The 26,754-nt window shown below is 50.9% G+C and carries 21 protein-coding genes, 1 pseudogene and 1 other annotated feature; of the genes and pseudogenes, 17 read left to right on the top strand and 5 right to left on the bottom strand.

All coding sequences use genetic code 11. The features are described 5' to 3' along the window. Window positions 1-162 precede the first annotated feature (162 nt). The 4 genes and pseudogenes from tetA(58) to BJP58_RS11675 form a co-directional block, all read left to right on the top strand. A complete protein-coding gene (tetA(58), locus tag BJP58_RS11690; protein ID WP_194544058.1) occupies window positions 163-1,194 on the top strand; it encodes a tetracycline efflux ABC transporter Tet(58) subunit A in 1,032 nt (343 codons plus the stop codon). After that, window positions 1,191-2,006, top strand: coding sequence for a tetracycline efflux ABC transporter Tet(58) subunit B (gene tetB(58) / locus BJP58_RS11685; RefSeq protein WP_071223302.1), 816 nt, complete (start codon window positions 1,191-1,193; stop codon window positions 2,004-2,006). Before tetA(58) ends, tetB(58) begins: the two co-directional genes overlap by 4 nt. Before the next feature lie 118 nt (window positions 2,007-2,124). Further along, window positions 2,125-2,355 (top strand) — a binding site (T-box leader). A gap of 90 nt (window positions 2,356-2,445) precedes the next feature. After that, a complete protein-coding gene (gene tyrS, locus BJP58_RS11680; RefSeq protein ID WP_194544057.1) occupies window positions 2,446-3,705 on the top strand; it encodes a tyrosine--tRNA ligase in 1,260 nt (419 codons plus the stop codon). A 168-nt stretch (window positions 3,706-3,873) separates the two neighbouring features. Then, window positions 3,874-4,998, top strand: a pseudogene (locus tag BJP58_RS11675) (NAD(P)H-dependent flavin oxidoreductase); the annotation flags it as partial. A 104-nt stretch (window positions 4,999-5,102) separates the two neighbouring features. On the opposite strand, the gene BJP58_RS11670 reads toward BJP58_RS11675, so the two are convergent. Then, window positions 5,103-6,173, bottom strand: coding sequence for a right-handed parallel beta-helix repeat-containing protein (locus tag BJP58_RS11670; RefSeq protein WP_233355046.1), 1,071 nt, complete (start codon window positions 6,171-6,173; stop codon window positions 5,103-5,105). A 164-nt stretch (window positions 6,174-6,337) separates the two neighbouring features. Continuing rightward, window positions 6,338-7,210, bottom strand: coding sequence for a helix-turn-helix transcriptional regulator (locus tag BJP58_RS11665; protein WP_194544056.1), 873 nt, complete (start codon window positions 7,208-7,210; stop codon window positions 6,338-6,340). A gap of 213 nt (window positions 7,211-7,423) precedes the next feature. On the opposite strand from BJP58_RS11665, the gene BJP58_RS11660 reads away from it, so the two are divergent. From BJP58_RS11660 to BJP58_RS11645, 4 genes are all read left to right on the top strand, one after another. Continuing rightward, on the top strand, window positions 7,424-10,261 hold the full coding sequence (locus BJP58_RS11660; RefSeq protein WP_233355132.1) for a winged helix-turn-helix domain-containing protein: 2,838 nt from the start codon (window positions 7,424-7,426) through the stop codon (window positions 10,259-10,261). Between the two features lie 167 nt (window positions 10,262-10,428). Beyond that, window positions 10,429-11,352 (top strand): NAD(P)-dependent alcohol dehydrogenase, encoded by a 924-nt coding sequence (locus BJP58_RS11655; RefSeq protein WP_194544055.1) that lies wholly within the window; start codon window positions 10,429-10,431, stop codon window positions 11,350-11,352. 385 nt (window positions 11,353-11,737) lie between these two features. Continuing rightward, the gene (locus tag BJP58_RS11650) at window positions 11,738-12,706 is read left to right on the top strand and encodes a helix-turn-helix transcriptional regulator (protein ID WP_194544054.1); all 969 of its coding nucleotides are present in this window, start codon (window positions 11,738-11,740) and stop codon (window positions 12,704-12,706) included. Between the two features lie 80 nt (window positions 12,707-12,786). Further along, window positions 12,787-13,398 (top strand): SRPBCC family protein, encoded by a 612-nt coding sequence (locus BJP58_RS11645; RefSeq protein ID WP_194544053.1) that lies wholly within the window; start codon window positions 12,787-12,789, stop codon window positions 13,396-13,398. Between the two features lie 1,672 nt (window positions 13,399-15,070). On the opposite strand, the gene BJP58_RS11640 is transcribed toward BJP58_RS11645, so the two are convergent. Further along, complete coding sequence (locus BJP58_RS11640) at window positions 15,071-15,718, bottom strand: transcriptional regulator (protein ID WP_194544052.1); 648 nt, start codon at window positions 15,716-15,718, stop codon at window positions 15,071-15,073. Window positions 15,719-16,165: 447 nt separating this feature from the next. Here BJP58_RS11640 and BJP58_RS11635 point away from each other — a divergent pair, with 447 nt between their 5' ends. The 5 genes from BJP58_RS11635 to BJP58_RS11620 all read left to right on the top strand — a co-directional run bounded on the left by BJP58_RS11635 (window position 16,166) and on the right by BJP58_RS11620 (window position 21,478). Then, window positions 16,166-16,348, top strand: coding sequence for a GapA-binding peptide SR1P (locus tag BJP58_RS11635; RefSeq protein WP_194544051.1), 183 nt, complete (start codon window positions 16,166-16,168; stop codon window positions 16,346-16,348). Between the two features lie 615 nt (window positions 16,349-16,963). Continuing rightward, on the top strand, window positions 16,964-17,818 hold the full coding sequence (locus BJP58_RS11630; RefSeq protein WP_194544050.1) for an NAD-dependent epimerase/dehydratase family protein: 855 nt from the start codon (window positions 16,964-16,966) through the stop codon (window positions 17,816-17,818). A gap of 749 nt (window positions 17,819-18,567) precedes the next feature. Continuing rightward, the gene (locus tag BJP58_RS33595) at window positions 18,568-19,281 is read left to right on the top strand and encodes a hypothetical protein (RefSeq protein ID WP_233355045.1); all 714 of its coding nucleotides are present in this window, start codon (window positions 18,568-18,570) and stop codon (window positions 19,279-19,281) included. A 56-nt stretch (window positions 19,282-19,337) separates the two neighbouring features. Then, window positions 19,338-19,868, top strand: a complete 531-nt coding sequence (locus tag BJP58_RS33590) for a hypothetical protein (protein WP_233355044.1) — start codon at window positions 19,338-19,340, stop codon at window positions 19,866-19,868. Window positions 19,869-19,996: 128 nt separating this feature from the next. Then, window positions 19,997-21,478, top strand: coding sequence for a stalk domain-containing protein (locus BJP58_RS11620; protein ID WP_194544049.1), 1,482 nt, complete (start codon window positions 19,997-19,999; stop codon window positions 21,476-21,478). Window positions 21,479-21,660: 182 nt separating this feature from the next. On the opposite strand, the gene BJP58_RS11615 is transcribed toward BJP58_RS11620, so the two are convergent. After that, window positions 21,661-22,830 (bottom strand): MFS transporter, encoded by a 1,170-nt coding sequence (locus BJP58_RS11615; protein WP_233355131.1) that lies wholly within the window; start codon window positions 22,828-22,830, stop codon window positions 21,661-21,663. 381 nt (window positions 22,831-23,211) lie between these two features. On the opposite strand from BJP58_RS11615, the gene BJP58_RS11610 reads away from it, so the two are divergent. From BJP58_RS11610 to BJP58_RS11595, 4 genes are all read left to right on the top strand, one after another. Then, window positions 23,212-23,793, top strand: a complete 582-nt coding sequence (locus BJP58_RS11610; RefSeq protein WP_194544047.1) for a TetR/AcrR family transcriptional regulator — start codon at window positions 23,212-23,214, stop codon at window positions 23,791-23,793. 146 nt (window positions 23,794-23,939) lie between these two features. Beyond that, window positions 23,940-24,443, top strand: coding sequence for a GNAT family N-acetyltransferase (locus BJP58_RS11605; RefSeq protein WP_233355043.1), 504 nt, complete (start codon window positions 23,940-23,942; stop codon window positions 24,441-24,443). Window positions 24,444-24,670: 227 nt separating this feature from the next. Further along, window positions 24,671-24,955, top strand: a complete 285-nt coding sequence (locus tag BJP58_RS11600) for an autorepressor SdpR family transcription factor (RefSeq protein WP_015736836.1) — start codon at window positions 24,671-24,673, stop codon at window positions 24,953-24,955. Beyond that, window positions 24,939-25,577, top strand: a complete 639-nt coding sequence (locus BJP58_RS11595) for an SdpI family protein (RefSeq protein ID WP_194544045.1) — start codon at window positions 24,939-24,941, stop codon at window positions 25,575-25,577. Before BJP58_RS11600 ends, BJP58_RS11595 begins: the two co-directional genes overlap by 17 nt. Before the next feature lie 171 nt (window positions 25,578-25,748). On the opposite strand, the gene BJP58_RS11590 is transcribed toward BJP58_RS11595, so the two are convergent. Next, the gene (locus tag BJP58_RS11590; protein WP_194544044.1) at window positions 25,749-26,732 is read right to left on the bottom strand and encodes a glycoside hydrolase family 43 protein; all 984 of its coding nucleotides are present in this window, start codon (window positions 26,730-26,732) and stop codon (window positions 25,749-25,751) included. Window positions 26,733-26,754: the final 22 nt, after the last annotated feature.

Below are 26,754 nucleotides of genomic sequence, written 5' to 3'. Positions count from 1 at the left end.
TTTTTTTGTTTGCCCTTAGAAGTATTCGGAGTAACACGCGAATCCTTATCGAATGAGGATCATTTTCATGAAAAGAGCCCATTCTTTTCCCGGTTTACATTCCGTTTAAATAGGGGTGCTACGATTCAATCATCATCCATTAGCGAAGAGGAGGAAATCATAATGGAGCATGCATACAAAAAGAAAATAGAACCAAAACCTGGCGACTTGGCCGTTGAGGCTTACGGACTGGTCAAAACATTCGGCGATAACCGCGCCGTGGATGGGGTGGATCTGAACGTACGTACCGGAACGATCTACGGTGTGCTTGGCCCGAATGGGGCAGGCAAGACGACCACCATCCGGATGCTGGCGACCTTGCTAAGACCGGATGCGGGTTCGGCCCGAATCTTCGGACATGACGTGCTGGCGGAATCGCAGATTGTCCGTCAGTTGATCGGGGTAACCGGCCAATATGCGTCGGTGGACGAATCGCTCAGCGCTACGGAGAATCTGATTATATTCTCCCGTTTGCTTGGTTTGGGGCGTAAGGAGGCAAGGCGCAAGGCGGAAGAGCTGCTTGAGGAATTCGGTTTGTCGGAAGCCGCGAAGCGGCCGCTAAAAAATTTCTCCGGCGGCATGCGGAGAAGACTGGATCTGGCGGCAAGCCTGATTGCCCAGCCACCGCTCATCTTCCTGGATGAGCCGACGACGGGGCTGGATCCAAGGACGCGTTCCCAGATGTGGGATACGATCCGCCGATTGGTGAATACCGGTTCAACGGTATTGCTGACCACGCAGTATCTCGAGGAGGCGGACCAGCTGGCAGACCGCATCGCCGTTATCGATTACGGCCGGGTTGTGGCCGAGGGTACGGCCGATGAACTGAAGATGTCGGTAGGCACTTCCTCGCTGCATTTGACTGTCGAGGATTCGGTTGACATGGATCGCGCCCGCCATACCGTGGAACAAGTGTTAGGCGTCCATGCCAATGTATCGCCGGAAGCCGGAAAGATAACGGCGCCGATGGCAAATGCGGGTCTTGTTACAGACCTGTTGATCGAGCTGCGAACGGCAGGAATCGGCTTGTCCGAGATGAGCGTGCAGAAGCCGACCCTGGATGAGGTGTTCCTGACGATCACCGGCCACGGCGTGAAGGAAGACGCTGCCCAAGGGTCTTATGAATCCAATGATCGAGAGGTGGCACGGGTATGAGCAGCTCCATGATTCAGCCTGGGACGGAACGTCAGCTTAAGAACCGCACGAGTTTGGGTCAGACGGTCCGAAATTCGTTGACCATGGCTTACCGCGGGCTGCTGAAGCTCCGGCGCACGCCCGAGCAGTTGTTTGACGTCACGTTTCAGCCCATTATTTTTACGCTGATGTTCACCTATATTTTTGGGGGCGCCATCTCCGGTGACGTGGCGAGTTATTTGCCCGTCATCATTCCAGGCATCCTCGTCCAGACCGTGATTACGACCTCCGTCGTCACAGGCGTTCAACTGCGCGAGGATATGGATAAAGGCGTATTCGACCGATTCAAATCGCTGCCGATTGCACGCATCGCACCGCTGGCGGGCGCCCTGCTGGCAGACACGATTCGGTATACCATTGCGACGGTGCTTACCTTTACGATGGGATATATTATGGGGTACCGGCCTGAGGGCGGCTTGGGTTATGTTGCGCTTGCGGGGTTGGTCGTCATTTTGTGCTCATGGGCCATTAGCTGGATTTTTGCTTTCTGCGGCGTGATTGCAAGATCTGCCTCCGGCGTGCAGGGGATATCGATGATCGTGCTATTTCCGCTCACGTTTCTCTCCAACGCGTTTGTGCCGGTGGATACGATGCCGGGCTGGCTGCAGTGGTTCGTCAATATGAATCCGATCTCGCATCTTGTAACAGCCGTTCGGGATCTCACCAACGCTGGCACTGTGGGCTGGGATCTCACGATATCCTTGGTTGGTGCCGCGGTTATCGTGGCGATCTTTGCTCCCATTACGGTTCGTGCGTACATGCGCCGCACTTGATACCAAGGGGGCTCGCCTAACGGCGTTTACCCATCCTGTCGGAGAAAGCAGGACTTCCGTCCGAAACGCAGGTTGACATCGATTTATTAATTCACTATACTGTCTGTAATCTTATAAGCGACATACGTTGAAAGAGCCCAGTAGCAGCTTGGTCCCTGTTCTAGAAAGCCGGGGGATGATGGAACCCGGTACACACCAAGGCGGCGAATTACACTCTGGAGTATCTCGGGTAATGCCGAGCGGAAACGACGAACGATATCTCGTCTAATGAGCGGCATGAATGACGCGCGGCAGCGTGCAGATCATTCGTGCAATCAGGGTGGTAACACGGTTAACAATCGTCCCTATGTCTATACAGACAAGGGGCGATTTTTTGTTTTTCAACGAGTTGGACGTTTCGTTATAAGGAAATTACTGAACTAAAAGGAGTGTTAACACTGTGAATATTATCGACGAACTGGAATGGCGCGATGCGATCAACCAACAGACGGATGCCGAAGGCCTCCGGGAACTTACGAATGAAAAATCCATCTCGCTGTACTGCGGCGTGGACCCAACGGGCGACAGCATGCATATCGGTCACCTGATTCCCTTTATCATGCTCAAACGCTTCCAGCTTGCCGGCCATCGTCCGGTCATTCTGATCGGGGGAGCGACAGGCACCATCGGGGATCCAAGCGGACGTCAAACTGAGCGCTCCCTGCAGACGCTGGAGCAGGTTCAGGCTAACGTTGACGCGCTGACCGTGCAAATGAAAAAGCTCTTCGTAACCGAGGGTGACAATCAAATCCGCATGGTTAACAACTACGACTGGACGCATAAAATCAACATCATTGAATTCCTGCGCGATTACGGCAAGAACTTCAGCATTAACTCGATGCTGGCGAAGGACGTGGTTGCGAGCCGGCTTGACAGCGGGATTTCGTTTACGGAATTCTCATACCAAATCCTGCAGTCGGTCGACTACCTGCATCTGTACCAGCATGAGGACGTGCAGCTGCAAATCGGCGGATCGGACCAATGGGGCAACATTACAAGCGGCCTGGATCTGATCCGGAAGAAAGAAGGGCCCGAAGCAAAAGCATTCGGCCTGACCATACCGCTCATGCTGAAGGCCGACGGCACGAAGTTCGGCAAAACGGCCGGCGGCGCGATCTGGCTCGACCCGAACAAAACGACGCCGTTCGAGTTCTACCAGTTCTGGGCGAACACCGACGACCGCGACGTTGTGAAATACCTGAAGTACTTCACCTTCTTGACCAAAGAGCAAATTGACGAATTGGCCGAAAAGGTGCAGAGCGAGCCGCATAAACGCGAAGCGCAAAAAATGCTGGCTGAGGAAATGACGAGATTCGTGCACGGCGAAGAGATGCTGGAGCAGGCTAAGCGCATTACGGCGGCTTTGTTCAGCGGCGATATTAAATCCCTTACGGCCGATGAGATCGAGCAGGGATTTAAGGAGATGCCGACTTTCGAAGCCACGCCGGAAACGAAGAATATCGTGGACTGGCTTGTGGATCTGGGCATCGAGCCATCCAAGCGGCAAGCTCGTGAGGATATTACCAAAGGCGCCATCTCGATGAACGGCGAGCGTATCAGCGACGTCGGTCACGAGGTGACAGCCGACCAAGCGATCGGCGGCCGCTTCATCATCATTCGCAAAGGCAAGAAAAACTACAGCTTGGTGAAAATGTCCTAGAAGACGTTGTAACCATCGGGGAGAACGGTCTCCCCGGACGAAAACACCCATAAAAAGCCGCTAAACACGTTTCATGTGCTTAGCGGCTTTCTTATTACCAGGTTATCCAGAATCTTTTGGTTGGCCTATTGGCGTTCTTCTTTTATTTGAAAGTTTCTCACATTTAATAGGATAATATTTGTAGTGTTAAAGGAGGTAGATGATATCATGAACATTCAACTGCAGACCGAGCTGTGCGAGCTGTTCCAAATCCGTTATCCGATCTTGCAGGCAGGGATGGCCGGAGGACCGACAACAGTAGAACTGGTCGCCGCCGTATCCAACGCAGGCGGACTCGGCACGCTGGGTGCGGCTTACATGGAGCCGGCTGCCATTCGCGACAGCATTCAGGAAATCCGCAAGCGGACGGATCAGCCTTTTGCCGTCAACCTTTTTGTGCCCGGTGCCCGGGATCGCCATGAGCGAATCGGAGAGGTTCAACAGGAGTTAAACCGGATGCGGGATGATCTTGGCATTCCCCATGCGGGCAAGGACCACGTAGCAACCCCGGATTGGTTCGAGCAGCAATTCGCGGTTCTGATCGAAGAGAAGGTGCCTGTCATCAGTACGGCATTCGGGATTCTGGATGAGCCTCATATGCAGCAAGCAAAAGCGGCTAGGCTTCGGGTTGTTGCGATGGCTACCACAGTCCGCGAAGCCATGCTGGCTGAGCAGGCAGGGTGTGATGCCGTCGTTGCCCAAGGCAGCGAAGCGGGGGGACACCGTGGAACGTTTGATATTTCGGAGCACCCGATGGGGGCCCAGATCGGAACGTTTGCCTTGGTACCGCAAATCGTGGATCGCATCAAGATCCCCGTTATTGCCGCCGGAGGCGTGATGGATGGACGCGGGCTCGCAGCTTCGCTTGTTCTTGGAGCCCAAGGCGTTCAGATGGGGACGCGATTCCTGACCGCAGTCGAATCGGGTGCGCATGAGGTTTACAAGCAAGCGCTCCTTCAGAGTACGGAAGAGAGCACGGTGATCACCAAAGCGTTCTCGGGACGGCCTGCAAGGGGAATCGGCAATGCATTCATCCGGCAATGGGACCAGAGCGGCATAGAGCCGCTGCCTTTTCCTACGCAGAATACGGTGACCCGCGACATCCGAAACGCGGCTAATCGCCAAGACAATCCGGAGTATATGTCATTGTGGGCGGGGCAAGGCACCAGAGGCCTGACTGCAGGACAAACGGCAGCGGATATTGTGGCCGAGACGATCCGGGAAGCGTTGTTGATCTGCTCATTTTCTTCGTAAATCCGATCATTGGAGATGAGAGCGGATTATGCCATTCGCTTAGGAAAACATGAAGCAGCAGGCCACCTGAAGAAAACCCATAGGGTGGCCTGCATATCTTTTGGCTAGAAGCCGTAAGTATCTCCGCCTTCGCCGCTCCACGTCATCTCCACGAAGGAGGACGGATTGGAAGAAGTCGCTGTTTTGGAGCCGGAAGCGTAGAGTCCTCCGGCAACACCGGTCATGGTATAGTCGGTATACAATTTGTTCGACGTATAGTTCGTGTAAATCATCGCTCCCGAAATATTCGATGCGGTTACGTTCTTAAGCTCCAGATTGCTTCCGTAGGATACTCCGTCCGAGGCCGTGGTTTTGCTTGTTCTGAATGCCTGGCCCGTGGCCGCATTGTTTTTGACGGTGGTGTTGATGATCTGTACGTCATTGGCCCGCATGAATATTCCGTTGTTGCCCACGGTCGACTCCGGGACTGTATTATGAAAGTCAACCGTGCTGCCGATCACTTTGATATGATGCGTACCCTCTTTAAAATCAAAGCCGTCGTTTTTGGTCTGTATGGCGCTGCAATTCAGGAATGTAATATATCCGCTTCGATCCGGATTGGGCAGTGTGGTCCAGTTCTGATCGGCATCCCCCACATAGAAGCCCTCGCCGAACTTCCCGCCTTGCCCCGCGCTATGGGCGGTACTGTTCGAGACAAGCCAGTACTGGCTGTTTTTCCGAATCTTGAACGCTTCTGCCGTCGTATTTTTGACCGTTACGTTGGTAACGTAGCCGTGAGAGGCCTCAATCAGCAGGCCTTTGTTTGATTTAGAGTTGGAGTTGATCGTCAAATTCTCCAGCTTATAATAGCTGTTCTTGATATGGAAAGCCGCATTGCCTGCCGATGCGGTGAAATGAAAAGTGGCTCCGCTGCCCGTGCCGCGAATCGTAATGTAATTGCCTGACGATCCTTTCCGGGAGGTTGCAATGGTTCCATCCGACACCGAGTAGGTCCCGGATACTTCAATAATGTCACCGGGATTCGCGCTGGCTAGGTAGCTCCGCAGCGTCGCGACGTCACCGGCCGGGACCGTTTTGGTTGCCGCCTTTACAATATGACCAGGGTAGAATGCAAATACAAGCATGAAGCAAAATAAGGATACGATGCCAAACTTGATGGATGGCTTGATCATCATGAAACCTCCTCGCTATTTTGGACACGATTCACCGTACTGTCGCATGAATTGCCTTACAAATCTTTCTGTGCGAAACACATCACCTCACTTAACAAGGATCAGAATCATTGTTTAAGCGCTCTAATTATAATCCAATCCCCATACCACATTGCTGCTTGAAAATATCATAATTCCGTCTGCATTCGATACTGAAGAGGCGTTAAACCGTACTTTTTCTTGAACATGGCGATAAAATACGAGGGGTAGTTGAATCCGGCCTGTTTACTGACGTCTTCGATTGTTAGAAACGGCAAGCCAAGAAGCGTTCTGGCTTCCTCCAAGCGCTTGTTGTTCGTATATTCGATGATGGTCATGCCCATCTGCTCTTTGAACAGCTTGGACAAATAACTGGGAGAGAAATGAAGCTCCGCAGCCATTTCGTTAATCGTGAAGGATAGATGATAGTGCTTGCCGATCCACCTAACCATGGCGCCGACAGGCTCGATCGAAGCAGCGGGAGCAGGATACTTGAAGCCCCCGCTACGATCCGCCGGGTAAATATGGCTACTGAAGTAGGTGAAGAATTGAAATAAAAACAAGGCAACAACTTCCTTCTGAACCTTGGACGGAACGCTGGCCAGCATTTCATGCAATTGCAGAAACTGATTTTCCAAATATATGGAATCCTTGGGCGACAAATGAAACACCTGATTGGACCACGGATGCTCCAGCAATTGTGAAACCGCGGTTGTTAACTGTGGGAGTGCGGTGAGGAAACGCTCGATGACGGAGGCTTTGATTTTCAGCAGGCTGCGAATGTAATTCGGCGGTACGATGACTTCAATATGGTGAATTTGAAAAGGTTTAATCAACACCAAGGTGCCAGGCTTGAGCGAGTACGTTTGATTATCGACGAAATATCTTCCGGCGCCTTCGTGAATGTACAGAATCTCCAACCCTTCATGATAATGAAAATACTCCACTGGCTCGGTATGTACGCTTCGATAGTTGAACAGATACAGATTGTCACGCCAAGGAATCGAATGGTGAATTTTCATCTGAAAAACCTCCTTTTGCATGAATGATGGGTTCAATTACAGGGCTTCCAGCATTTCGGATACATCGTATGCCTAACCCTGTAAATCATGCTTCTGCGTTTGACTGCAGCAAGCGAATATCGCGCACAAGAGGGAAAACCGGGAGGCTGTCGAACACTTTATCATAATATATATGTTAAAAAATGCTGCAATGACGGCATAACGGGGGTTATGATGTCCACGCCTATTTTGTCTACAAAATTGTATATACCATCTCCCCGATCGAGGGCTGTTCTTCGCCCCCGCCTAATCGAGGGTTTGAACGAGGGACTGCGTCTGCAGCGCAAGCTCACTATGATTTCTGCCTCTGCAGGCTGCGGTAAAACTACGCTGCTCAGCCAATGGATTAAAGATTCCCCGCTGCCCGTCGCCTGGTTGTCTTTGGAGGAGGGGGATCGTGAACCCGCAAGATTCCTGGCTTATCTTGTGGCCGCCCTGCAAACCGTCGGGGTTGAAATCGGAGAGGGCATCATGAGCAAACTCCAAGCGCCGTCCCCTCTTCCTCTGCCGCTCGAAGGTATCGTCACGGCCATCCTTAACCACATAGCGGCCCTGCCGAATCGATTCATTCTGGTTCTTGACGATTACCACGTGTTGGATTCCAAAGCGATAGACAGCGCTCTTGATTTTCTCATCGAGCACATGCCGCCGCAGATGCATGTGGTTATCGCCAGCCGCCAGGATCTCGCTCTGCCCTTGGCCCGGCTGCGTGTCCGGGACCAGTTGACGGAAGTGCGGACATCAGACTTGCGCTTCACATCCGATGAAGCCTCTGAATTTCTGCGCCGCTCCATGGGACTGGATTTGTCGGCGGAGGATGCAGCGCTCCTCGAATCGCGCACGGAGGGCTGGATTGCCGGCCTGCAATTAGCGGCGCTGTCTTTGCAGGGCCATCACGACGCTGCCACCTTTATCCGATCCTTCGGCGGCAAGCACCGTGACGTACTGGACTACCTGGTTGAAGAAGCACTGCAGCAACAGCCCGAGGATATTCAGGATTTTTTGCTAAACACCTCCATTCTTGAGCGGTTGTGTGGTCCATTGTGTGACTACGTTCTTCGGAGCGGAGCTCGTGATTCTCGGCTGAGCGCCATCTCCGGGCAAGAAACCCTGGAGTACCTGGAGCGCGTCAACCTGTTCATCGTTCCGCTGGACACGGAGAGGCGCTGGTACCGATATCACCATTTGTTCTCGGATGCGCTTCGGCAGCGTCTGACCCGAACGGGTGCTTCTGCGGTTGGCGGAGAGAGGGACGTGTCCGAATTGCATCGTCGTGCCAGTGAATGGCATGAACGTCAAGATCTTCTGCTGGAAGCTTTCCAGCATGCGATTGCCGCTTCGGATGTGGATCGCGCCGCACGTCTGATTGAAGGGAAGGGGATACCTTTGATCTTCCGTGGGGCAATAGGCCCTGTGCTCCATTGGCTGGATTCCTTGCCTAAGGAGGAGATGGATGCAAGGCCCGCGCTACATGTCATGCATGCTTCCACCATGTTAATGGTCGGTCAAATGACCGGTATCGAACCTAAACTTCAAGCCGCCGAAACCTATCTGCAAGCTGCGGAGGACGATTATACCCGGGATCTTATAGGGCATATCGCCTCCATACGTGCCACGCTTGCTGTCAGTCAACATCAGACGGAAACCATCATGGCGGAATCGCGCCGGGCCTTGGAATTTTTGAGTCCGCATAATCTGCCCGTGCGCACAGCGACGATATGGACGCTGGGATATGCCTACCAGCTGCAGGGGGAACGGGCCGCTGCTGGCAAGGCGTATCGGGAAGCCGTGATCATCAGTCAGAAGATTGGGCACATCACGATCAACATGATGGCGACGCTCGGACTCGGAATGATTCAGGAAGCGGAGAATCAGTTATATGTTGCGGCCGAGACGTATCGGCGCGTTCTGGATTTGGCGGGCGATCCTCCACTGCCGGCAGCATGCGAAGCACATCTGGGCCTAGCCCGAATATGCAGCGAGTGGAATGATCTGGATGCCGCGGAACAGCATGGACAGCTGGCCCTCCGCTTGGCCGGGCAGTTCGAGCATATCGACAGGGGCGTGGCCTGCGAGGTGTTTCTCGCAAGGCTGAAGCTTACACGGGGAGCGGTGAGCGAAGCGGCTGCCATGTTAGCCAAGGCGGATCACTTCGCCCGTCAGCATCATTTCACGCATCAGCTGCCCCATATTGCCGAAGCACAGGTGCTTGCCCTGCTGCGGCAAGGGGATGTCAGTTCAGCGTTGCAGCTTGCCCAGAGGTTTGAGCTCAAGCTAAGCCTAGCCAGGGTGCTGCTGGCACAGGGGGATACGGCGACAGCGCTGGTCATCCTCGAACAACTGCGGACGGATATGGAAGTTAAAGAATGGATGAACGAACAGCTTAAGGTGATGGTGCTGCAGGCTTTGGCCCTTCACGCCTGTGGGGAGAAACGGAGAGCGGCACAAGTTATTGCGGATGTGCTGGAGATGGGCGAGCCGGGCGGCTTCATCCGGATGTTTATCGATGAAGGGGAGCCGATGCGGGAATTGATCAACGCAGCAGCTTTGAGCAAAACGAGGCAGAAGATAGATAAGCCGAAGCATTGGCCATTAAGCGAAGCTGTAAACAAATCGAAGCAGAAGCTGTTAAGTGAAGCTGTAGACAAACCGAAACAGCTGCCCTTAAGAGGAGCCGTAGACAAAGCGGAGCAGAAGCTGTTATGGCCCATCCATGACTATCTGGAGCGATTGCTGCATGCATTTGAGGCTGAAGGACGGGAACGTGGAGTCACATCCGTATTCGTTCCTGGGTTTGTTCGGCCTGCGGATTCTCTGATTGAGCCGCTAAGCCGGCGGGAGATGGAGGTTCTGCGTCTCATTGCCGAGGGGCTATCGAATCGTCAGATTAGCGAGAGGCTTTTTGTTACGCTCAGCACCGTGAAAGGGCATAACCGGATGATTTTCGATAAACTCCAGGCCACGCGCCGTACCGAAGCTGTAGCGCGAGCGCGAGAGCTGGGTTTACTATAAGGTGACAATCGTAGTATACATATTCATCCATGGCTATCTCCCTTCCTATACCGCTATTCATGAGAGAACCATACTGTGCTGTCCATAAGAAAACCATACTTAAGTATCTATGTTCCGGTACCTGACGGCAGATATACTGATTGCAAATGCCAGTTTGGAGGAAACCCATGAAAGCAATGGTATGCACCGCTTATGGAGCACCGGATGTTTTACAGCTGCAAGAGGTAGAGAAGCCGATCCCAAAGGATCGCGAAATTCGAATCAAAATTTATGCAACCACCGTCAATTCGGGGGATTGCCGCGTGCGGGGATTTCGCAGTCCTCTTTTGTACAGGATTCCCATGCGGCTGGTGCTGGGTTTGAGAAAGCCAAGACAACCGATACTCGGGGTAGAGCTGGCGGGGGAAGTCGAAGCGATTGGCAGGGATGTTACGCAATTCAAGGTAGGCGATCAGGTCTTGGCATTCAGGGGAATGCGATTCGGTACGTATGCCCAATATATCTGCATGCGTGAAGATGCGTTATTGCTGTTAAAGCCCGATCATGTGACTTATGACGATGCCGCCGCCGTATCTTTCGGAGGAACGACGGCCCTGCATTTTCTTAGAAAAGGGAATATCCGGCAGGGGCACAAGGTTCTGATTTATGGAGCGTCCGGTGCGGTTGGGACGTTAGCCGTACAGCTTGCTAAGCAACATTATGGAGCAGAGGTAACCGGCGTTTGCAGTGCCGTGAATATGGGGCTGGTGAGGTCGCTCGGAGCCGATCGGGTCCTTGATTATACCAAAGAGGACATTACGACGACCGGAGATCGATACGACATTATTCTGGACGCGGTCGGTAAACTGCCAAAATCCAAATGCAAGCATTTGCTCACCCCGGGCGGGAGCTATGTAACCGTTGAAGGGCAGGGGGTAGCCAAGGTGCTGATGGAGGATCTGAGATTGCTAGCGGAGCTGCTGGGAACGGGGAAGATCAAGCCGGTCATCGACAGAAGGTATGCATTGGAGCAAATGGCCGAGGCGCACCGGTATGTGGATGAAGGACGCAAGAGGGGCAGCGTTGTCATCACGGTGGACCATGATCATTGAGGATAAGTCATCATTCACGGCGGAGCATGATTATGACAGCTGATGAAGTTAGGCATCATTCACGGCGGGCATGATTATGAGAGCTGATGAAGTTAGGCATCATTCAAGGATATAGCAGCCATCCAAGGATATAGAGAGACATTCAAGGTATAGACAGACATTCAAGCATGCCCCGGACCACTCACCGTGCGGACACAGGTAGCAGTGCCGCACGATGTACTCATTGACTAGCCGATCCTGCAGAGGGTCGGCTTTTCTCATCGGAATGTGGGGGATCGATTACCATCCGGATTAGAGCAGGAAGAAATCTCTAAACCTTCCACTAGGAAGTGATATATAATGTGATCACATATATGAATTCCAAGGGAAGGGCTGCTGCATAACGATGTCTAAAGCCGATAATATGCTGGCGATGCTATGGCTGCTGAAATCGCGAAGAAGAATGACCGCTAAACAACTATCGGAGGAGCTGGGTGTACATATCCGGACGGTTTACCGATGCATTGACGCGCTCTGCATGTCCGGCGTGCCTGTCGTATCCGAGATTGGGCGCGATGGAGGCTACTCCATCCCGGAGCATATCAAGCTGGAGCCGCTGTTTTTTGAGGCCGATGAGCAAAGGGCGCTTCTTCATGCCGCCGCATTCGCACGGGAAGCGGGTTATCCATCCGAAGAGCCGCTTAATCGAGCCGTTTCCAAAATAAAACGATATACGAATCCGGAACAGCTGGAGCGTTTGGAGCGCCACGAAAGCAGTATTGAGGCCATCCATCCTCCTACAGCTTCTTCGCTTACCAGGATACTGCATGAGATCGAGGCGGGGATCGACCGGCAATCCAGCCTCGAGATCGACTACGCCACAGGCTATGACGGTATAACACAACCACGTATCCTGGATCCTTACGGACTCGTCCATTGGAAAAGCAAATGGTACGCGGTGGGCCATTGCCATCTACGCGGTGAAATTCGCTGCTTCCGCGTCGACCGTATGCGCGATATCCGGCATACCGACAACGCGTTTGACCGTCCGGCGTCGTTTTCCCCGCGGGAATACGTATTGGACAGCTTGTTATCGGGGCAAGGTTCCGAATCCAATCCTCATTTGGTTTCCGTACATATCCAAGGCCTCCCTCAAGCTTTGGACGATTTATGCGCGCATTGGCTGCTCAGTCAAGCCCTCGTCGAACGTACGGCGGAGCATGCGGTGTTCAGGCTGGATGAGCATATGTTATACACGCAAGTTGCCTACTACCTATTGTCATTTGGCGGGAAGATTCGAATCATCGGGCCCGAGGAACTGAAATCAGGCATGATCGACATTGCGGAGTCCCTCTTGAAATATTATCAATCCTGAAGATAAACACTGACCTTCTTTGTCAGTGTTTGTATTATATAATGAACTCCAACAGATAGCGTCAGGGAGGAGAGAGCTCGATGGCAGGCACGATTTTTAAACAAGAAGTGATGAAAGCAACCGAACGTTCGTGGGAGGAATGGATTGTGGCCCTTGGGCAGGAAGTGGGCCCGCTCTGGTCACATGAGCAGATCCGAAACCATATCGTTGAGCAGCATCAAGTATCCGGGGAATGGGGCGAGTGGATCGCCGTCATGTATGAGCAGGTCATGGGGCGGGTGCCCGTCGGCTTATCCAAAGATGCCGGGGTGCAGATCGGGGTCAGAAAGACGATAGCCGCGACAAAAGAGAGGGTTTGGGATTTCCTCATGTCTTCCGAGGGACTGTCATTATGGATCGGGGATGTTCCTTCACTGGAGCTGCAGGTCGGGCATGAGTATGAATCGAAGGAAGGCGTGTCCGGCAAAATTACGGTGGTCGTACCCTACCATAAGCTGCGCTTGACTTGGAAACGCAAGGAGTGGGACAACCCGTCCCGGCTGCAAATCTATGTGTTGTCCACGAAGACTGGAAAAACAACCATCGCGATTCACCAGGAGATGCTGGATGATGTTTATATGAGAGAGATCATGAGGCGTTATTGGGATGAGATGCTGACGACGCTGCAAAACCGGGTGATGGTGCCGAACTGAACAGATTCAGTTGTATGGACCTTAGGGTTATCAACCGGATTGAATTGACTACTCCAACGTTATGAGGACTAAGGTTCGCTATTACGTCTCGTAGGGTGGGTTTAGGGTAATATGAGGACAGAGGTTCCGCTATTACGTCTGGATGGGTGGGTTTAGGGCAATATGAGGACACCAGTTCCGCTATTACGTCTGGATGGGTGGGTTTTGGGCAATATGAGGACAGAGGTTCCGCTATTACGTCTGAATGGGTGGGTTTTGGGCAATATGAGGACACCAGATCCGCTATTACATAGAGAAGGGTGATAATTCGTGGTATCTAAAGTAAATAGCGGATTCTGAGTCCGGAAGAACGGGAAAAGTGGCTGTTTTTTTCGGAATAACGGATCTGGTGTCCACTAGTTTGTCTATTCGTCACTTGGGTATCTGCAGGAACTGATTTGTTTATTCGTCACTTGGGTATCTGCAGGAACTGATGCATGCTCCCGTCGGTACTGTGTTACTAGCGGAGGTTTAGAGATGAGCGGAGTTTAGAGATGTTTTTTATGAGGCGTGGTATCGCGGTGGGCTATTGCAATGTTATGAGGACAGAGGTTCCGCTATACGTCCGACGGGTGGGGTTGGGTAATATGAGGACAGAGGTTCCGCTATTACGTCTGGATGGGTGGGTTTTGGGCAATATGAGGACACCAGTTCCGCTATTACATAAAGAATGGTGATAATTTGTGGTTTTTTAAGTAAATAGCGGATTCTGAGTCCGGAAGTACGGGAAAAGTGGCTGTTTTTTTCGGAATAACGGATCTGGTGTCCATTAGTTTGTTTATTCGTCACTTGGGTATCTGCAGGAACGGATACGTGCACCCGTCAGGTACTGTGTTACAAGCTGACTTTAGAGATGAGCGGAGTTTAGAGATGTTTTTATGAGGCGTGGTCTCGCGGTGGGCTACTGCGACGTTATGAGGACAGAGGTTCCGCTATACGTCCTGACGGGTGGGTTTGGGTAATATGAGGACAGAAGTTCCGCTATACGTCCTGACGGGTGGGTTTGGGTAATATGAGGACAGAAGTTCCGCTATTACGTCTGGATGGGTGGGTTTTGGGCAATATGAGGACACCAGTTCCGCTATTACATAGAGAAGGGTGATAATTTGTGGTTTTATACGTAAATAGGGGATTCTGAGTCCGGAAGAACGGGAAAAGTGGCTGTTTTTTTCGAAATAACGGATCTGGTGTCCATTAGTTGTTTATTCGTCACTTGGGTATCTGCAGGAACGGATACGTGCACCCGTCAGGTACTGTGTTACAAGCTGACTTTAGAGATGAGCGGAGTTTAGAGATGTTTTTATGAGGTGTGGTCTCGCGGTGGGCTATTGCAATGTTATGAGGACAGAGGTTCCGCTATACGTCCCGACGGGTGGGTTTGGGTAATATGAGGACAGAGGTTCCGCTATTACGTCTGGACGGGTGGGTTTTGGGCAATATGAGGACACCAGATCCGCTATTACATAGAGAATGACGATAATTTGTGGTTTTTTAAGTAAATAGCGGATTCTGAGTCCGGAAGTACGGGAAAAGTGGCTGTTTTTTTCGGAATAACGGATCTGGTGTCCACTAGTTTGTTTATTCGTCGCTTGGGTATCTGCAGGAACTGATGCATGCTCCCGTCAGTACTGTGTTACATGCGGAGTTTATAGGTACGGGCTCGTTGTTCACCGCTTGCTATGTCCAGTATCTGAAGCTCGACCAGTTTATGCAATAAGCGTCGGGTATGCCGGTCACTCACCCTAAGATGATTTGCGAGTTCTAATGGGGTTATCGGGCGCAGCAATCGCCGCGCAAATCGGACAGCTTCTGCCTCCAGCCAACTTAAGGACGCAGGTACATCTGACGCCACAAATCTGCCGACGAAGGATAAAATGAGCTGCTGGCATTGTTTTGGCTCTTCGACGATGGAGGGGTAAGCAATGGGAAGGAATGTCCAACCATCCAGTGCCAGTAAGCAGTGACGGCGGCATAAATCCTTAAACCTTCTTACGTCCAAATCGCGGGCATGCGGGCCGTATCCTTGGATTTCGATGCCTCCTCTCGCACCACCGGGCATGTAGGCAAGGTCTAAATAACGATAACCATTGCTGAAATCGCGTACTTCCCATTCCGGATGCAAGTCATTGAAATTACCGATTGCGGGAAACCACACTGAGCGCAGAAACTCGACGGTACCGTGGCCTAACCCTTTCTGAAGGATTTCGAGCCTGCGGGGATTCTTTTCATTCAAAATATTCGTGTGTATCCAGAGCTCATATTGTTGATCAAACCGTGACATGTTCATTTTTCCTCCTTAGTATTAGATGGAATGCGATTGCGCTAGAAAATAAAAAAGCCGCTCCATACAATGGAACCCCAATCCTTCATTGGGGCACTTTGCATAGAAGCGGCGTGTTCTTCACGTCCTTATGATGGCTAGTATAACTCGTGTTTTGCGGGTTTTGCAATAGTATTGCCTCCAGCTATGTGTGACAGCGATATAGTTCTTCCAAGATAAAAAACATGTGATTGCGTGATTTTTCGCAAATTCATGCCATGAAGCGCTTCATGTTACTACATGGAGCGCTTTTTTATATTATCCTCATAAATATGACGTCATATATAACGAAATTCAACAATTTAATGAATATATATTGTGTATTATTTATTTATATTGTACATTAATTACATGAAGATCATTATAAAAAATGCATAACAATCTGATACTGGAGAGGATGAGTGAAGCATGAACACTTCCGTTAAAAAGTTGGAAATGGGCGTCATCTTGTGCAGGCATTGCAGCGCTGAAGTCGATACGGTGGATACGAATCGAATCGCTACCTTCTATGGCGTGTGTGATCAGCCGGAGTGCCGGCAGCTGCACAGCCACATGCATGTATCAGTTAGTGATGTAACAGACGAAGAGTAATGATAGAAGAAGGTTGTTCCCGCAAAAACGCACCCCTTGATGTGGTGCGTTTTTGTGTTGAACGAAGAGTGCTTATTGCTGCGTGATCTGTCGCGCTTTTAAAACAACGGTGCATTATGCACTTGTATAAGAACATTGCTTATCACTTATTGCGAGTGCTCTATCACGCTTGTTTAACTTCGGGTGCTGCATACCCTGTCGTGCTTGTCCAACTATGTGCTTTATGTACTTGTCTAACTACAATGCTTGGTTCACGTACAGCGGTGCTCTATCGCGCTTGTTGACTCCGGGTGCTGCGACTCTTTCGCCCTTGTAATACTACGATAATGTTGTGCATTTATCAAAAGGCGGTTGCACTATCCATGCTTGTCCCAATGCGTCCTTCGTGCTTGCCCAACTACGCTGCTCCGTCACGTTTGTCAAAAACGCGAGCGTCCTATGCTCTTTCCAACTGTGGAGATAACCTCTCAATCGAATGAAATGGCATGGTTGACTTGATGAAAAGTGGTACTTATAGCTGCCCATCCGTCATGCTAAGATGAAACTGCCTATATCCCATTTTTGATGGGTGGGATCAATTATCTTCATATGCAGCGGAATGGAGGTTGTCCCTTTATGAAAATATTCGTAGCGGGCTCTACCGGCGTTATCGGCCAGCGTTTACTTCCCAGATTGGTGCAAGCCGGCCATGGAGTTATCGGCATGACCCACGACCCTCAGCGGAAAGGGCTGATCGAATCATGGGGAGCCAAGGGGATCGTTGCAGATGCCTTTGATCGGGAAGGGATCATAGCCTCGATTGGGGAAGTGCGGCCGGATGTCATTATCCATCAGCTCACTTCGTTAAGCCAATGGAATCTGGAGGATAATGCGAGGATTCGGATGGAGGGCACCCGTCATCTGGTAGAAGCCGCGCAGATCCACGGCGTTAAACGCATGATTGCCCAGAGCATTGCCTGGGCCTATGAACCCGGGGATTATCCCGCCACCGAGAACGTCCCTCTGGATGTCCAGGCGCCTCCGCCGCGCAAATCTACGATAGACGGTATCATCTCGCTGGAACATGCCGTTGCACAACTGCCGAACCACGTCATTCTAAGGTACGGAATGTTCTACGGTCCCGGCACGTGGTACGACGCCAACGGAATCATGGCGGAAAAGGTACGAACTCGAGCTCTTCCAGCAACGGATGGCGTTATGTCATTTCTCCATGTCGAGGATGCGGCGAATGCCGCACTGCAGGCATTGGACTGGCCGACGGGGCCGGTCAATATCGTAGATGACGCGCCTGCTGCCGGTACGTTGTGGCTGCCGTTGTATGCTGAGGCGCTGCACGCGCCTGCTCCAGCATATCAAGCGGGGAGCAAGCGCGGCGAGCGCGGCGCTTCGAACGCCAAAGCCCGGAAGGAGTACGGCTGGGAGCCGCTATATCCCACGTGGCGAACAGGGTTCGCGCAATCGCTTAGGTGAGCGAGCTTAGCGATGCGCCAACCGATTCCGCCGTTAAGAGTACATACACAAGGAGTATGCTATTCACAATGTACAACGTATCTGAAGGGTAACAATGTAGAGCATGTCCCGGACCACACACCGTGCGCTCAGGGAGCAGTGCTCACGATTCCATGGAGACGTTATAAGATTATTTTCAATTACCATGCTCCTAATATGCCGACACCCCATAGCCTTGCCGGTCGTGGTCTATAAGAGAGCTCCTTGTTGATATGGGAATGAAAAGAAAGCTATAGTTAATAAAGAAGATTCATGACCGTGAGGAAATAGGAGCCGGGATCCAGCTGAGGTGGACTTACTATAGAATAGGAGCCGGGATCCAGCTGAGGTGGACTTACTATAGAATAGGAGCCGGGATCTAGCTGAGGTGGACTTACCATAGAATAGGAGCCGGGATCTAGCTGAGGTGGACTTACCATAGAATAGGAGCCGGGATCCAGTTGAGGTGGACTTACCATAGAATAGGAGCCGGGATCCAGCTGAGGTGGACTTACCATAGAATAGGAGCCGGGATCCAGCTGAGGTGGGCATACCCTAGAATAGGAGCCGGGATCCAGCTGAGGTGGGCTTACTATAGAATAGGAGCCGGGATCCAACTGAGGTGGACTTACCATAGAATAGGAGCCGGGATCTAGCTGAGGTGGACTTACCATAGAATAGGAGCCGGGATCCAACTGAGTGAACTTGCCATAGATTAAGGAGGGGCTAGCATGACAGAACGGCTGCCATGCCGAAGCGAAGGATGTTCGGCAACGATATTACCGGCAACCGCGGCCAAGACCGGCGGTTATTGCATGCCGTGCAAGCAGGAGATGGAGCGTGCGGAACGGCAGCGTTACATAGAACAAAATCGGAGAGATATCGACTTATATGAAGGGATTACAGATCCTGTAGGGATCCTTAAGATCATGCATGCCCCGCTGAAGCGGGATCCATTGATTCGATATATTCCCTATCCTCTGAAAAGAGAAGAGGTATATTCGGCGTTATCTCCAGGCGAGGCCGATCGCTTGCTGACTTTTGCTCTTGATCTGCTGGAAGCAGGTGATGAGGACACCTGCCAGGAAATTCTTGTTTCCCTGGTCTGCTATCAGAACAAGCCGCTTGAGTCCTGTATCCCGACATTGATGGAGCGCGGTATCTATTACCCCGGCATTCTGTTCAAAGATGCATCCGCCCGTAGCCGAGACGAGCTGCTTCAACAAGTGGAACAGGACAAGGATAACCGCAACCATCTGCTGCTCGCCCTGGCTTGGATCGGGGATGATCAGGTCGTGCACCAATTTCATGAATGGAGGACCGTGCCTCCATCATGGGCGGAGGAATTATACGTCCCGCCTGAAGCTTATGCGCATGAGGGGGCTGGGAGCTTACGGAGAAAGGAAGTAAGCGCCGGCTATTCTATCATGACAGCTACGCTATAGCGAAAATAGTGCCGTCAGAAAGCACCTATGAAGCAGAAGCTGAACCCGCAGAATTCTTGAAGGAGAATTCCGCTCTCTGTCCATGGTGCGGAAGCGGCCTGACCACCTTGACGGATCTGGACATCCGCCATCCGAAGCTTCATTTCTTGGGGTTGACCGGAGAGAGGCTGCGGGTGTGCACCTGTGTGAATTGCAGCTGTTACGATACGATCTATATGGATGTGGATTTCCACGGAAAATCCGAATGGAGCCAAGCTAATATTAAACCGGAATATCTACCGGAGCCTGATTCCGAGGAGGATGATAGAAGCTATGCGGCGGAGGGGCAGTCCTTACGGCTTGCGGACCATCCCCGCAACAGCTATTATGCGGCCTATTGGACGCTCGGTTCGGCGGTTTCGCAAATCGGCGGCTACCCGGCTTGGATTCAGGACGCCGTATATCCCTCCTGCTCCTGCTGTTCCCAAAGCATGACATTCATCGGGCAGCTGGATTGGGAACAGATCGAGGAGTATGGAGAAGGCATTTATTATATGTTCCTGTGCGCGGACTGCCAGGTGACGGCAACCTTGTTTCAGCAGACATAGGCCTGAATCCGGCAACCCTAAGTATTACGGATTTCAGCAAGCAAAACGGGAAGTATACTATTTTTTCCATACTATCTTTTGTATGGTATTATATACCATTATAAAGATCGAGAATGGAGGCCTCATACTTGAAGGTATTGAATCGTAGAGTAGCTTATATGTTAATGACGATATTGTTAGCAGTCAATTGTATGGCAATGGACAGTGTGGGAGCTGCCGAAGCTGTGCATGGAGATTCACCGCATACACCGGTAAGCGTGGCTGGCGGCAGCGGACATGGTGTTGCGGCATGGAGCGACGGCTCCGTGACTGCCTGGGGTTATAACAAGTCAGGTCAAGTAGGTGACGGGACTAGCATTCATCAATTAGTGCCAAAGCAAGTCGCGGGTTTAACTGATATTGTTCAGGTGGCGGCAGGGGACAATTCTTCATTTGCCTTGGACAAGAACGGGGACGTGTGGGCCTGGGGCGATTATTACTCTCCTTATATTAACGGGGATCCGTTGTTACCTTTCCAAAAACGGGGAGGGCTGATCAAGCTGGAAGGACTTAAGGATGTAGCCAGCTTGGCTATTTCAAACCATGGTTCTGTCGCATTGCATAAGGATGGGTCTGCAACGATATGGAATCCGACGTTTGATCCGAATGATCATTTAAAGATGACGGTAAAGTACTTTCCGATCAAGGGAGTCATAAATGCAAAAACAATAGTGGTCGCCGGACATGAGGCGCTGATTCTCGGTGATGACGGCAGTGTTGATATGTTAACGGTATATAACAGTTTCTACGATCGGTACCGGCTGGAGCGTGAGTTCCGTGAGATTAAATCGCTGGTTACTTCCTCCATTGCCGGAATCGCCGCGGATTGGTATGACGTGTTTCTGCTGCATGAGAACGGGACGGTGCTGCGGTGGAATGTGAATGAAAAGCAGCAAGTGCCGGCTGCGGTGAAGGGATTAAACGATATCCAAGAGATAAGAACGGGGTCTAACCGTTTGTACATGCTTAAAAATGACGGCACGGTCTGGCAGTGGAAATACAACGACCCAGCGGCGAAGCCTTTTCAAGTGAAAGGTTTGACAGGTATCAAGGCGCTTTGGGGAAGCAATGGATATACAGGTTATGCAACCAACAAAGACGGTAAGCTGCTGGCCTGGGGAGAAGAGAAATATCAAGGCAGCGGCTCGCCTAACGAGAACGATGGGAATCCAGTCATGGTACAGCCTCCTCTATCCTGGACGGCAAACGGACAATCGGTTAGCTTCTACGGTTCTTCCGCTATTGTGAAAGGCAAGCTGTATGTACCGTATACTAGCGTTTTTGAAGCCCTCGGGATCAAAGTGAAGCGCGGACAGTCGAATCCGGATCCGAAACACGGAAATCATCGATTTCCGGTATGGTCTTTCTCTTATGGCGGGAATACCGTGTCCATTAAATCCAGTGATCCCGCCGTTGTATTAGTGAACGGGAAGGTGACGCGAGAAGATGTCAGCATTCCATTCCTGGCTAATTCGAGCATGTTTCCATTGGAGTTGATCACGACAAAGCTTGGCATTCCGATGTCCTGGAATAAGACGACAGGCGAAGTGATCCTGGGGAAAACACCATAAGAATATGTTGAAGGCACGCCCATACGGCGTGTCTTTTGTTATTCTGAGGAACGGCATCCTTAACGCTAAATAGAGAGTTTCCAAAATGATTGACGTATGGGCTGGCAAGGCTGCTACTGTTCGTGGATATTCTAAAAGATCGCCACCCTGTGGGAGCGATCTTTTGTAGTTTGATTTTATTGTCAATGGGCACCTTTTTCGCCTTTGGTCACAGCCCAAAATATAAGGGCAATAGCGCTGACGGAGGCTCCAAGCATACAAACTCCATGCCAACCATACTGTGCATAGATATGGGTCGAAGCAATGGAACCGGCGGCACTTCCGATGGAATAAAAAATCATATACCCGGCAACCATGCGACTGCGCGCCTGCGGGCGCAATGCAAAAATCATACTCTGATTCGTGACATGCACCGCCTGTACCGCCAAGTCCAGCAGAATAATACCAATGACTAAGGTAAACAGGGACCGTTCTGTATAGCTGATCGGCAGCCATGACAGCAATAGCAGGGACAATGCAATTCCGGTCGTTCTTTGTCCGTAACCTCGATCGGCTAGCTTACCGGCTTTTGCTGCAGCCAATGCACCCACGACGCCTACGAGACCAAACGCCCCGATGGCAGAGTGCGAAAGGGATAGTGGCGGTGCGCTAAGAGGCAGCACTAATGGCGTCCACAAAATGCTGAAAGCCGTAAAAATCAGCATAGCCAAAACAGCGCGGACACGTAGTAGCCGTTCTTGAAGGAACAACACCAGTACCGACTTAAGCAGTTGAGAATAGGAAAGAGTTTTTACCTTACGCTCAACATTTGGCAGCATCTTATATAATGCGTAAACCATGAACAGCATCACCGCAGCAGAAACCAGATAAACCGAACGCCATCCTGCAAGATCCTTCAAAACTCCTGAAATGGTTCGCGCCAGAAGGATCCCGATCACAATTCCGCTGGTTACCATGCCTACGGCTCGCCCTCGTTCAGCAGGAGCAGCTACGGTCGCCACGAACGCCACAATCGTCTGCGTTACAACGGCAAGCAATCCGACCAAAGCCAAACCTGCAAAGAGCATCGCGCCGGATGAAGCAGTACCAACGATCACGAGAGCCGCCACGGAGATCGCCATTTGACCGATAATTAATCGGCGCTGGTTCAGTAAATCCCCCAGAGGCACCAGCAGGAGCAGTCCCAATGCATAAAAGATCTGTGTGACGGTAATCAGAATTCCAATGACGGCATAGTCCAAGTTGAACTCGTACGACAGCTCATCGAGCAGCGGCTGAGCGAAGTAGATATTGGCAACGGACATGCCGCAAGCAATCGCAAACAATAACGTAACGGAACGAGTCAGAGGCATACGATTACCGGATTTGGCCGTAGTCGCCGTCCCCTGTGACGCATTCGCGGCTGTTTCGTTATGGACGACCGCTTTTTTTGCTATGATCTCTTCCATTGTGTGAATCCAACCCTTTCGATTTTTATATGTACTGATCGGTATGATAAATCGCCCGATAAATATATCCCATCCTTACGATCCATGTCAACAGGTTTATTTCAAACGTTAAGAAACAACGGGATTTTCTAATATATATCAGCAATATACAGGAAATCGGTGTTTGACAAAAGCATCCGAACATCATAAACTTAATTATACTGATTGGTAATGAAAGTGGTTCTTTACTCCTTTGGTGATCATGAAGTTTTCCTTAAAATCAAATGTAACGAGAGGTAATTCAATATGGGACGAGTCCGCGAATTTGATGAAGAGAAAGTATTAGATGCAGCGATGCAGTTATTTTGGGAGAAGGGATATGAGGCTACCTCATTAAGCGATTTGACTTCCAGAATGGGCATTCAACGGCCCAGTATATACTCAGCCTTTGGAGACAAGAAGGAGCTGTTCGAAACAGCTCTGCGCAAATACACGATGTCACATGCTTCCGAGGCGCGGGCCAGGCTGCAAAACCATCGATCGGTCAGGGAGGCGTTTCGGGCTTTTTTTGAAAATGTGGTTGATAAGGAATATTCCGAAAGCAGCAGCCGAGGGTGCTTTTGTATCAATACGATGGTCGAGCTTGCGCCTCATGATGAGAAATTTGAAATTCTGACAAGGGAGCATCAGATGTACTTGGCGGTCATATTTCAAGAAACCATTGAACGAGGCATACAATCGGGCGAGCTTGCGATCGGGACAGACGCGAAAGCATTATCCCAAGCGCTGATCGTATCGCTGATTGGGTTGACCGTCATGTTGAAATCCCGTCCGGAGCGCTCATTCGTAACGAATACGATAGAGGTGACTCTTACATTGCTTGAATAAAAGGGTATCTGTAATGGAACCTTTAAAGGTATTATCCCACCCAAGTAATTCGTGGGATGACGTTGAGTTTCATGTTTACATGTTGTTGCAGCCGTCCAAGCATAGTAAAATGTTCTAAAAAAACAATAGTAGGTGCATCGATGAATATGAACATACGGACAGGACGAATAGAGGAGCTTCAAGAAATCATGGCTTTGATAGCCCGCTGTGTTGCGGTCATGCAGGCTGGAGGCAGCGATCAATGGGATGATCAGTATCCGAACCGAGAGGTCATTGGTGAGGATTTGCAGCGAGGAACGTTGTTTGCAGCTGAGGGCGAAGGCCGCATCTTAGGGATCATCGTCCTTGACGAATCCCAGGATGAGCAGTATGAGACCATTAACTGGAAGCAGATGAAAGGGCCTCATTTAATGATGCATCGGCTTGCTGTCGATCCGGAAGCCCAAGGACAGGGAGTTGCGCGAAAACTGATAGCCTTCTCCGAGGAATATGCCCTGCGAGAGGGCTACACGAGTCTACGATTGGATACCTATGCCAAGAACACGGCTGCGCTCAAGCTGTATCAAGGCTTAGGTTATGACTTGCGGGGAGAAGTGAATTTCCCAGGGAGAGCGGCAAGCTTTCCGGTATTTGAGAAGGTGCTTGGATAAACAGGCCGTGAAGCAAGCCTGCTATGGATCAGCGCGTAATGCGGGTCCGTGGCGGGTTTTTGTTGTTTATAGGAAATCTACGATTACTATCATGGCGATGGGGCTTGTCGGGATGCCCATTTCACTTTCTATTTAGAATTTTTTCAAAATAGGTATTGCAATTGGATGCAGGGATAAGCGATAATGTATTTAGATGAAATTCTAAATAGAAATATGGGTGATGCACATTGGGGTTTCCGGAAACATTCAAGGCGTTATCTGATCCGGTGAGACGGGACATCCTGGTTATGCTCAAGCGCGGCAAAATGTCAGCCGGAGAGATCGGTCAACATTTCGATATGACCGGGGCGACCATTTCGTATCATCTGTCGCAGCTGAAGAAGGCCGGACTGATATTTGAAACAAAATATAAAAATTATATTTACTATGAGATCAACGTGTCCGTCTTCGAAGAAATCATGCTGTGGTTTTCACAATTTAACGGGGGGAAACAAGATGAGGAAAAAGAATAGTTCGATGCTGGTTATAACAACGCTGATATGTTTATTGCCGATTATTTTATCGATGACGCTGTATAACCAATTGCCTGAGCAGGTGGCTGTTCACTGGGACGCGGCGGGCAATCCTGATAATTATGTGTCGAAGGCGGTTGCGGCGTTTGTGCTTCCGTTGATTACAGCGGTTATTAACGTCATAGTCAATGTAGCGCTTAACAACGATCCAAAGAAAATGAACGCTGCCCCGGTTTTAAGAACGATGGGTCTATGGCTCATCCCCGCGCTGTCTCTCATTCTCATGCCGATCACGCTGTTCAAGGCCATGGGGGCCGAGCTGCCGATCCAGACGATTGCACCGGCTCTCGTGGGCATGCTGCTCGTGGTCACCGGAAATTATTTGCCGAAGAGCAAACAGAACTATACGGTGGGCATCAAGCTGCCTTGGACGCTGAACAGCCAGAATAATTGGAATAAAACGCATCGTTTTGCGGGATACCTGTGGATGGCAGGCGGAGCGTTCATGATCCTGACGGCGTTTCTGAAGATGAACCTTGCCGTCGCAATCGTTCCTGTCATTATATTGATTGTGGCGGCTCCGGCGATTTACTCTTTCTCTTTGTTTAAAAAGGGCGTGTAACGGGCGGGGCTGCAACACATAAACGTCCTGAACGGCCAGCAAGCTGACTCCATGAACGATGGGGCAGCTTGTTTTATTATACGGCAGAGCGCGAGTTTATCCGTATCGGGAACAGAAAATGAAATGAAAAAGCTGGACTCCATACTCTTGGAATCCAGCCTTCCCCGTGCCTTATTTGTCGTACGGATGAATCGTCTGAATGGTGCCGTCCTCATTGTAGGTCAGCTCGGTAAACTTGACGCTGCGTTTGTTGTCCGCTCCGCCGGAAAGGGAGCTGTCATGGTAGAAGAGGTACCATTTATCCTGGAACTGAACGATGGAGTGATGGGTCGTCCAGCCGATTACGGGGGTTAGAATCGTGCCCTTGAACTCGAAAGGCCCCGTTGGACTTTGACTCGTGCCGTAGACGATTTTGTGCGTTGAGCCGGTGGAATAAGAAAGATAGTAGGTTCCGTTGTATTTATGGACCCAAGGTCCTTCAAAATATCTCCGCTCTTCATCCCCTGCAACAATCGGGTTGCCTTTGTCATCGACGATGGATATTTCTTGGGGCGCCTCTTTGAAAGTGAGCATGTCATCGCTCAGCTCAGCGACCCGCGGTCCGATGGCAGGCGCGTCTGCGGGAGGCCCTTCCGCATCCGGAATGTGCGATCCAGTCTGCCATTGTTCCAGCTGTCCACCCCAGAGGCCGCCGAAGTATATATAGGCACGGTTGTCGTCATCCACGAATACGGCGGGGTCGATGCTGTAGCTGCCCGGGATGTAATGAGGCTCCGGTTTAAAGGGGCCGTAAGGCGACGAGCTTGTTGCTACGCCAAGACGGAAAATATCGTCATGATCCCTGGCAGGGAAGTATAAATAGTAAGTGTCGTTCTTGAAGGCAGCATCCGGTGCCCACATTTGCTTCTTCGCCCATGGCACATCCTTCACATGAAGAGCTTCGCCATGGTCCACGCAGGGAGCATCCACATTCTCCATCGAGAGAACATGGTAGTCTTCCATGTCATACTGGTCGCCGTTATCATTGGACGTGTTCTCATGATCCAGGTCATGGGATGGATAAATATAAATTTTACCCTCGAATACGTGGGCGGATGGGTCTGCAGTATAGATATGGGTTACGATCGGTTCGTTAGGCTGTACGGGCTTGTTCATTACGGTTCCTCCTTGGATCATC

The sequence above is a fragment of the Paenibacillus sp. JZ16 genome (assembly GCF_015326965.1).
Classification (GTDB): domain Bacteria; phylum Bacillota; class Bacilli; order Paenibacillales; family Paenibacillaceae; genus Paenibacillus_AQ.
The sequence above is the reverse complement of the archived record's forward strand: the minus strand, read 5'-3'. Positions and strand labels throughout refer to the sequence as shown.

Bases quoted from the DNA above. Each gene is read 5' to 3' on its own strand.
- BJP58_RS11640 (WP_194544052.1), bottom strand. From the start codon at position 15,718: ATGTCACGGTTTGATCAACAATATGAGCTCTGGATACACACGAATATT.
- BJP58_RS11595 (WP_194544045.1), top strand. From the start codon at position 24,939: ATGAGGAAAAAGAATAGTTCGATGCTGGTTATAACAACGCTGATATGT.
- BJP58_RS11660 (WP_233355132.1), top strand. From the start codon at position 7,424: ATGTCCACGCCTATTTTGTCTACAAAATTGTATATACCATCTCCCCGA.
- BJP58_RS11615 (WP_233355131.1), bottom strand. From the start codon at position 22,830: ATGCCTCTGACTCGTTCCGTTACGTTATTGTTTGCGATTGCTTGCGGC.
- BJP58_RS11590 (WP_194544044.1), bottom strand. From the start codon at position 26,732: ATGAACAAGCCCGTACAGCCTAACGAACCGATCGTAACCCATATCTAT.
- BJP58_RS11670 (WP_233355046.1), bottom strand. From the start codon at position 6,173: ATGATGATCAAGCCATCCATCAAGTTTGGCATCGTATCCTTATTTTGC.
- BJP58_RS11605 (WP_233355043.1), top strand. From the start codon at position 23,940: ATGAACATACGGACAGGACGAATAGAGGAGCTTCAAGAAATCATGGCT.
- BJP58_RS11665 (WP_194544056.1), bottom strand. From the start codon at position 7,210: ATGAAAATTCACCATTCGATTCCTTGGCGTGACAATCTGTATCTGTTC.
- BJP58_RS11645 (WP_194544053.1), top strand. From the start codon at position 12,787: ATGGCAGGCACGATTTTTAAACAAGAAGTGATGAAAGCAACCGAACGT.
- BJP58_RS11630 (WP_194544050.1), top strand. From the start codon at position 16,964: ATGAAAATATTCGTAGCGGGCTCTACCGGCGTTATCGGCCAGCGTTTA.
- BJP58_RS33595 (WP_233355045.1), top strand. From the start codon at position 18,568: ATGACAGAACGGCTGCCATGCCGAAGCGAAGGATGTTCGGCAACGATA.
- BJP58_RS11655 (WP_194544055.1), top strand. From the start codon at position 10,429: ATGAAAGCAATGGTATGCACCGCTTATGGAGCACCGGATGTTTTACAG.
- BJP58_RS11650 (WP_194544054.1), top strand. From the start codon at position 11,738: ATGTCTAAAGCCGATAATATGCTGGCGATGCTATGGCTGCTGAAATCG.
- BJP58_RS11635 (WP_194544051.1), top strand. From the start codon at position 16,166: ATGAACACTTCCGTTAAAAAGTTGGAAATGGGCGTCATCTTGTGCAGG.
- BJP58_RS11610 (WP_194544047.1), top strand. From the start codon at position 23,212: ATGGGACGAGTCCGCGAATTTGATGAAGAGAAAGTATTAGATGCAGCG.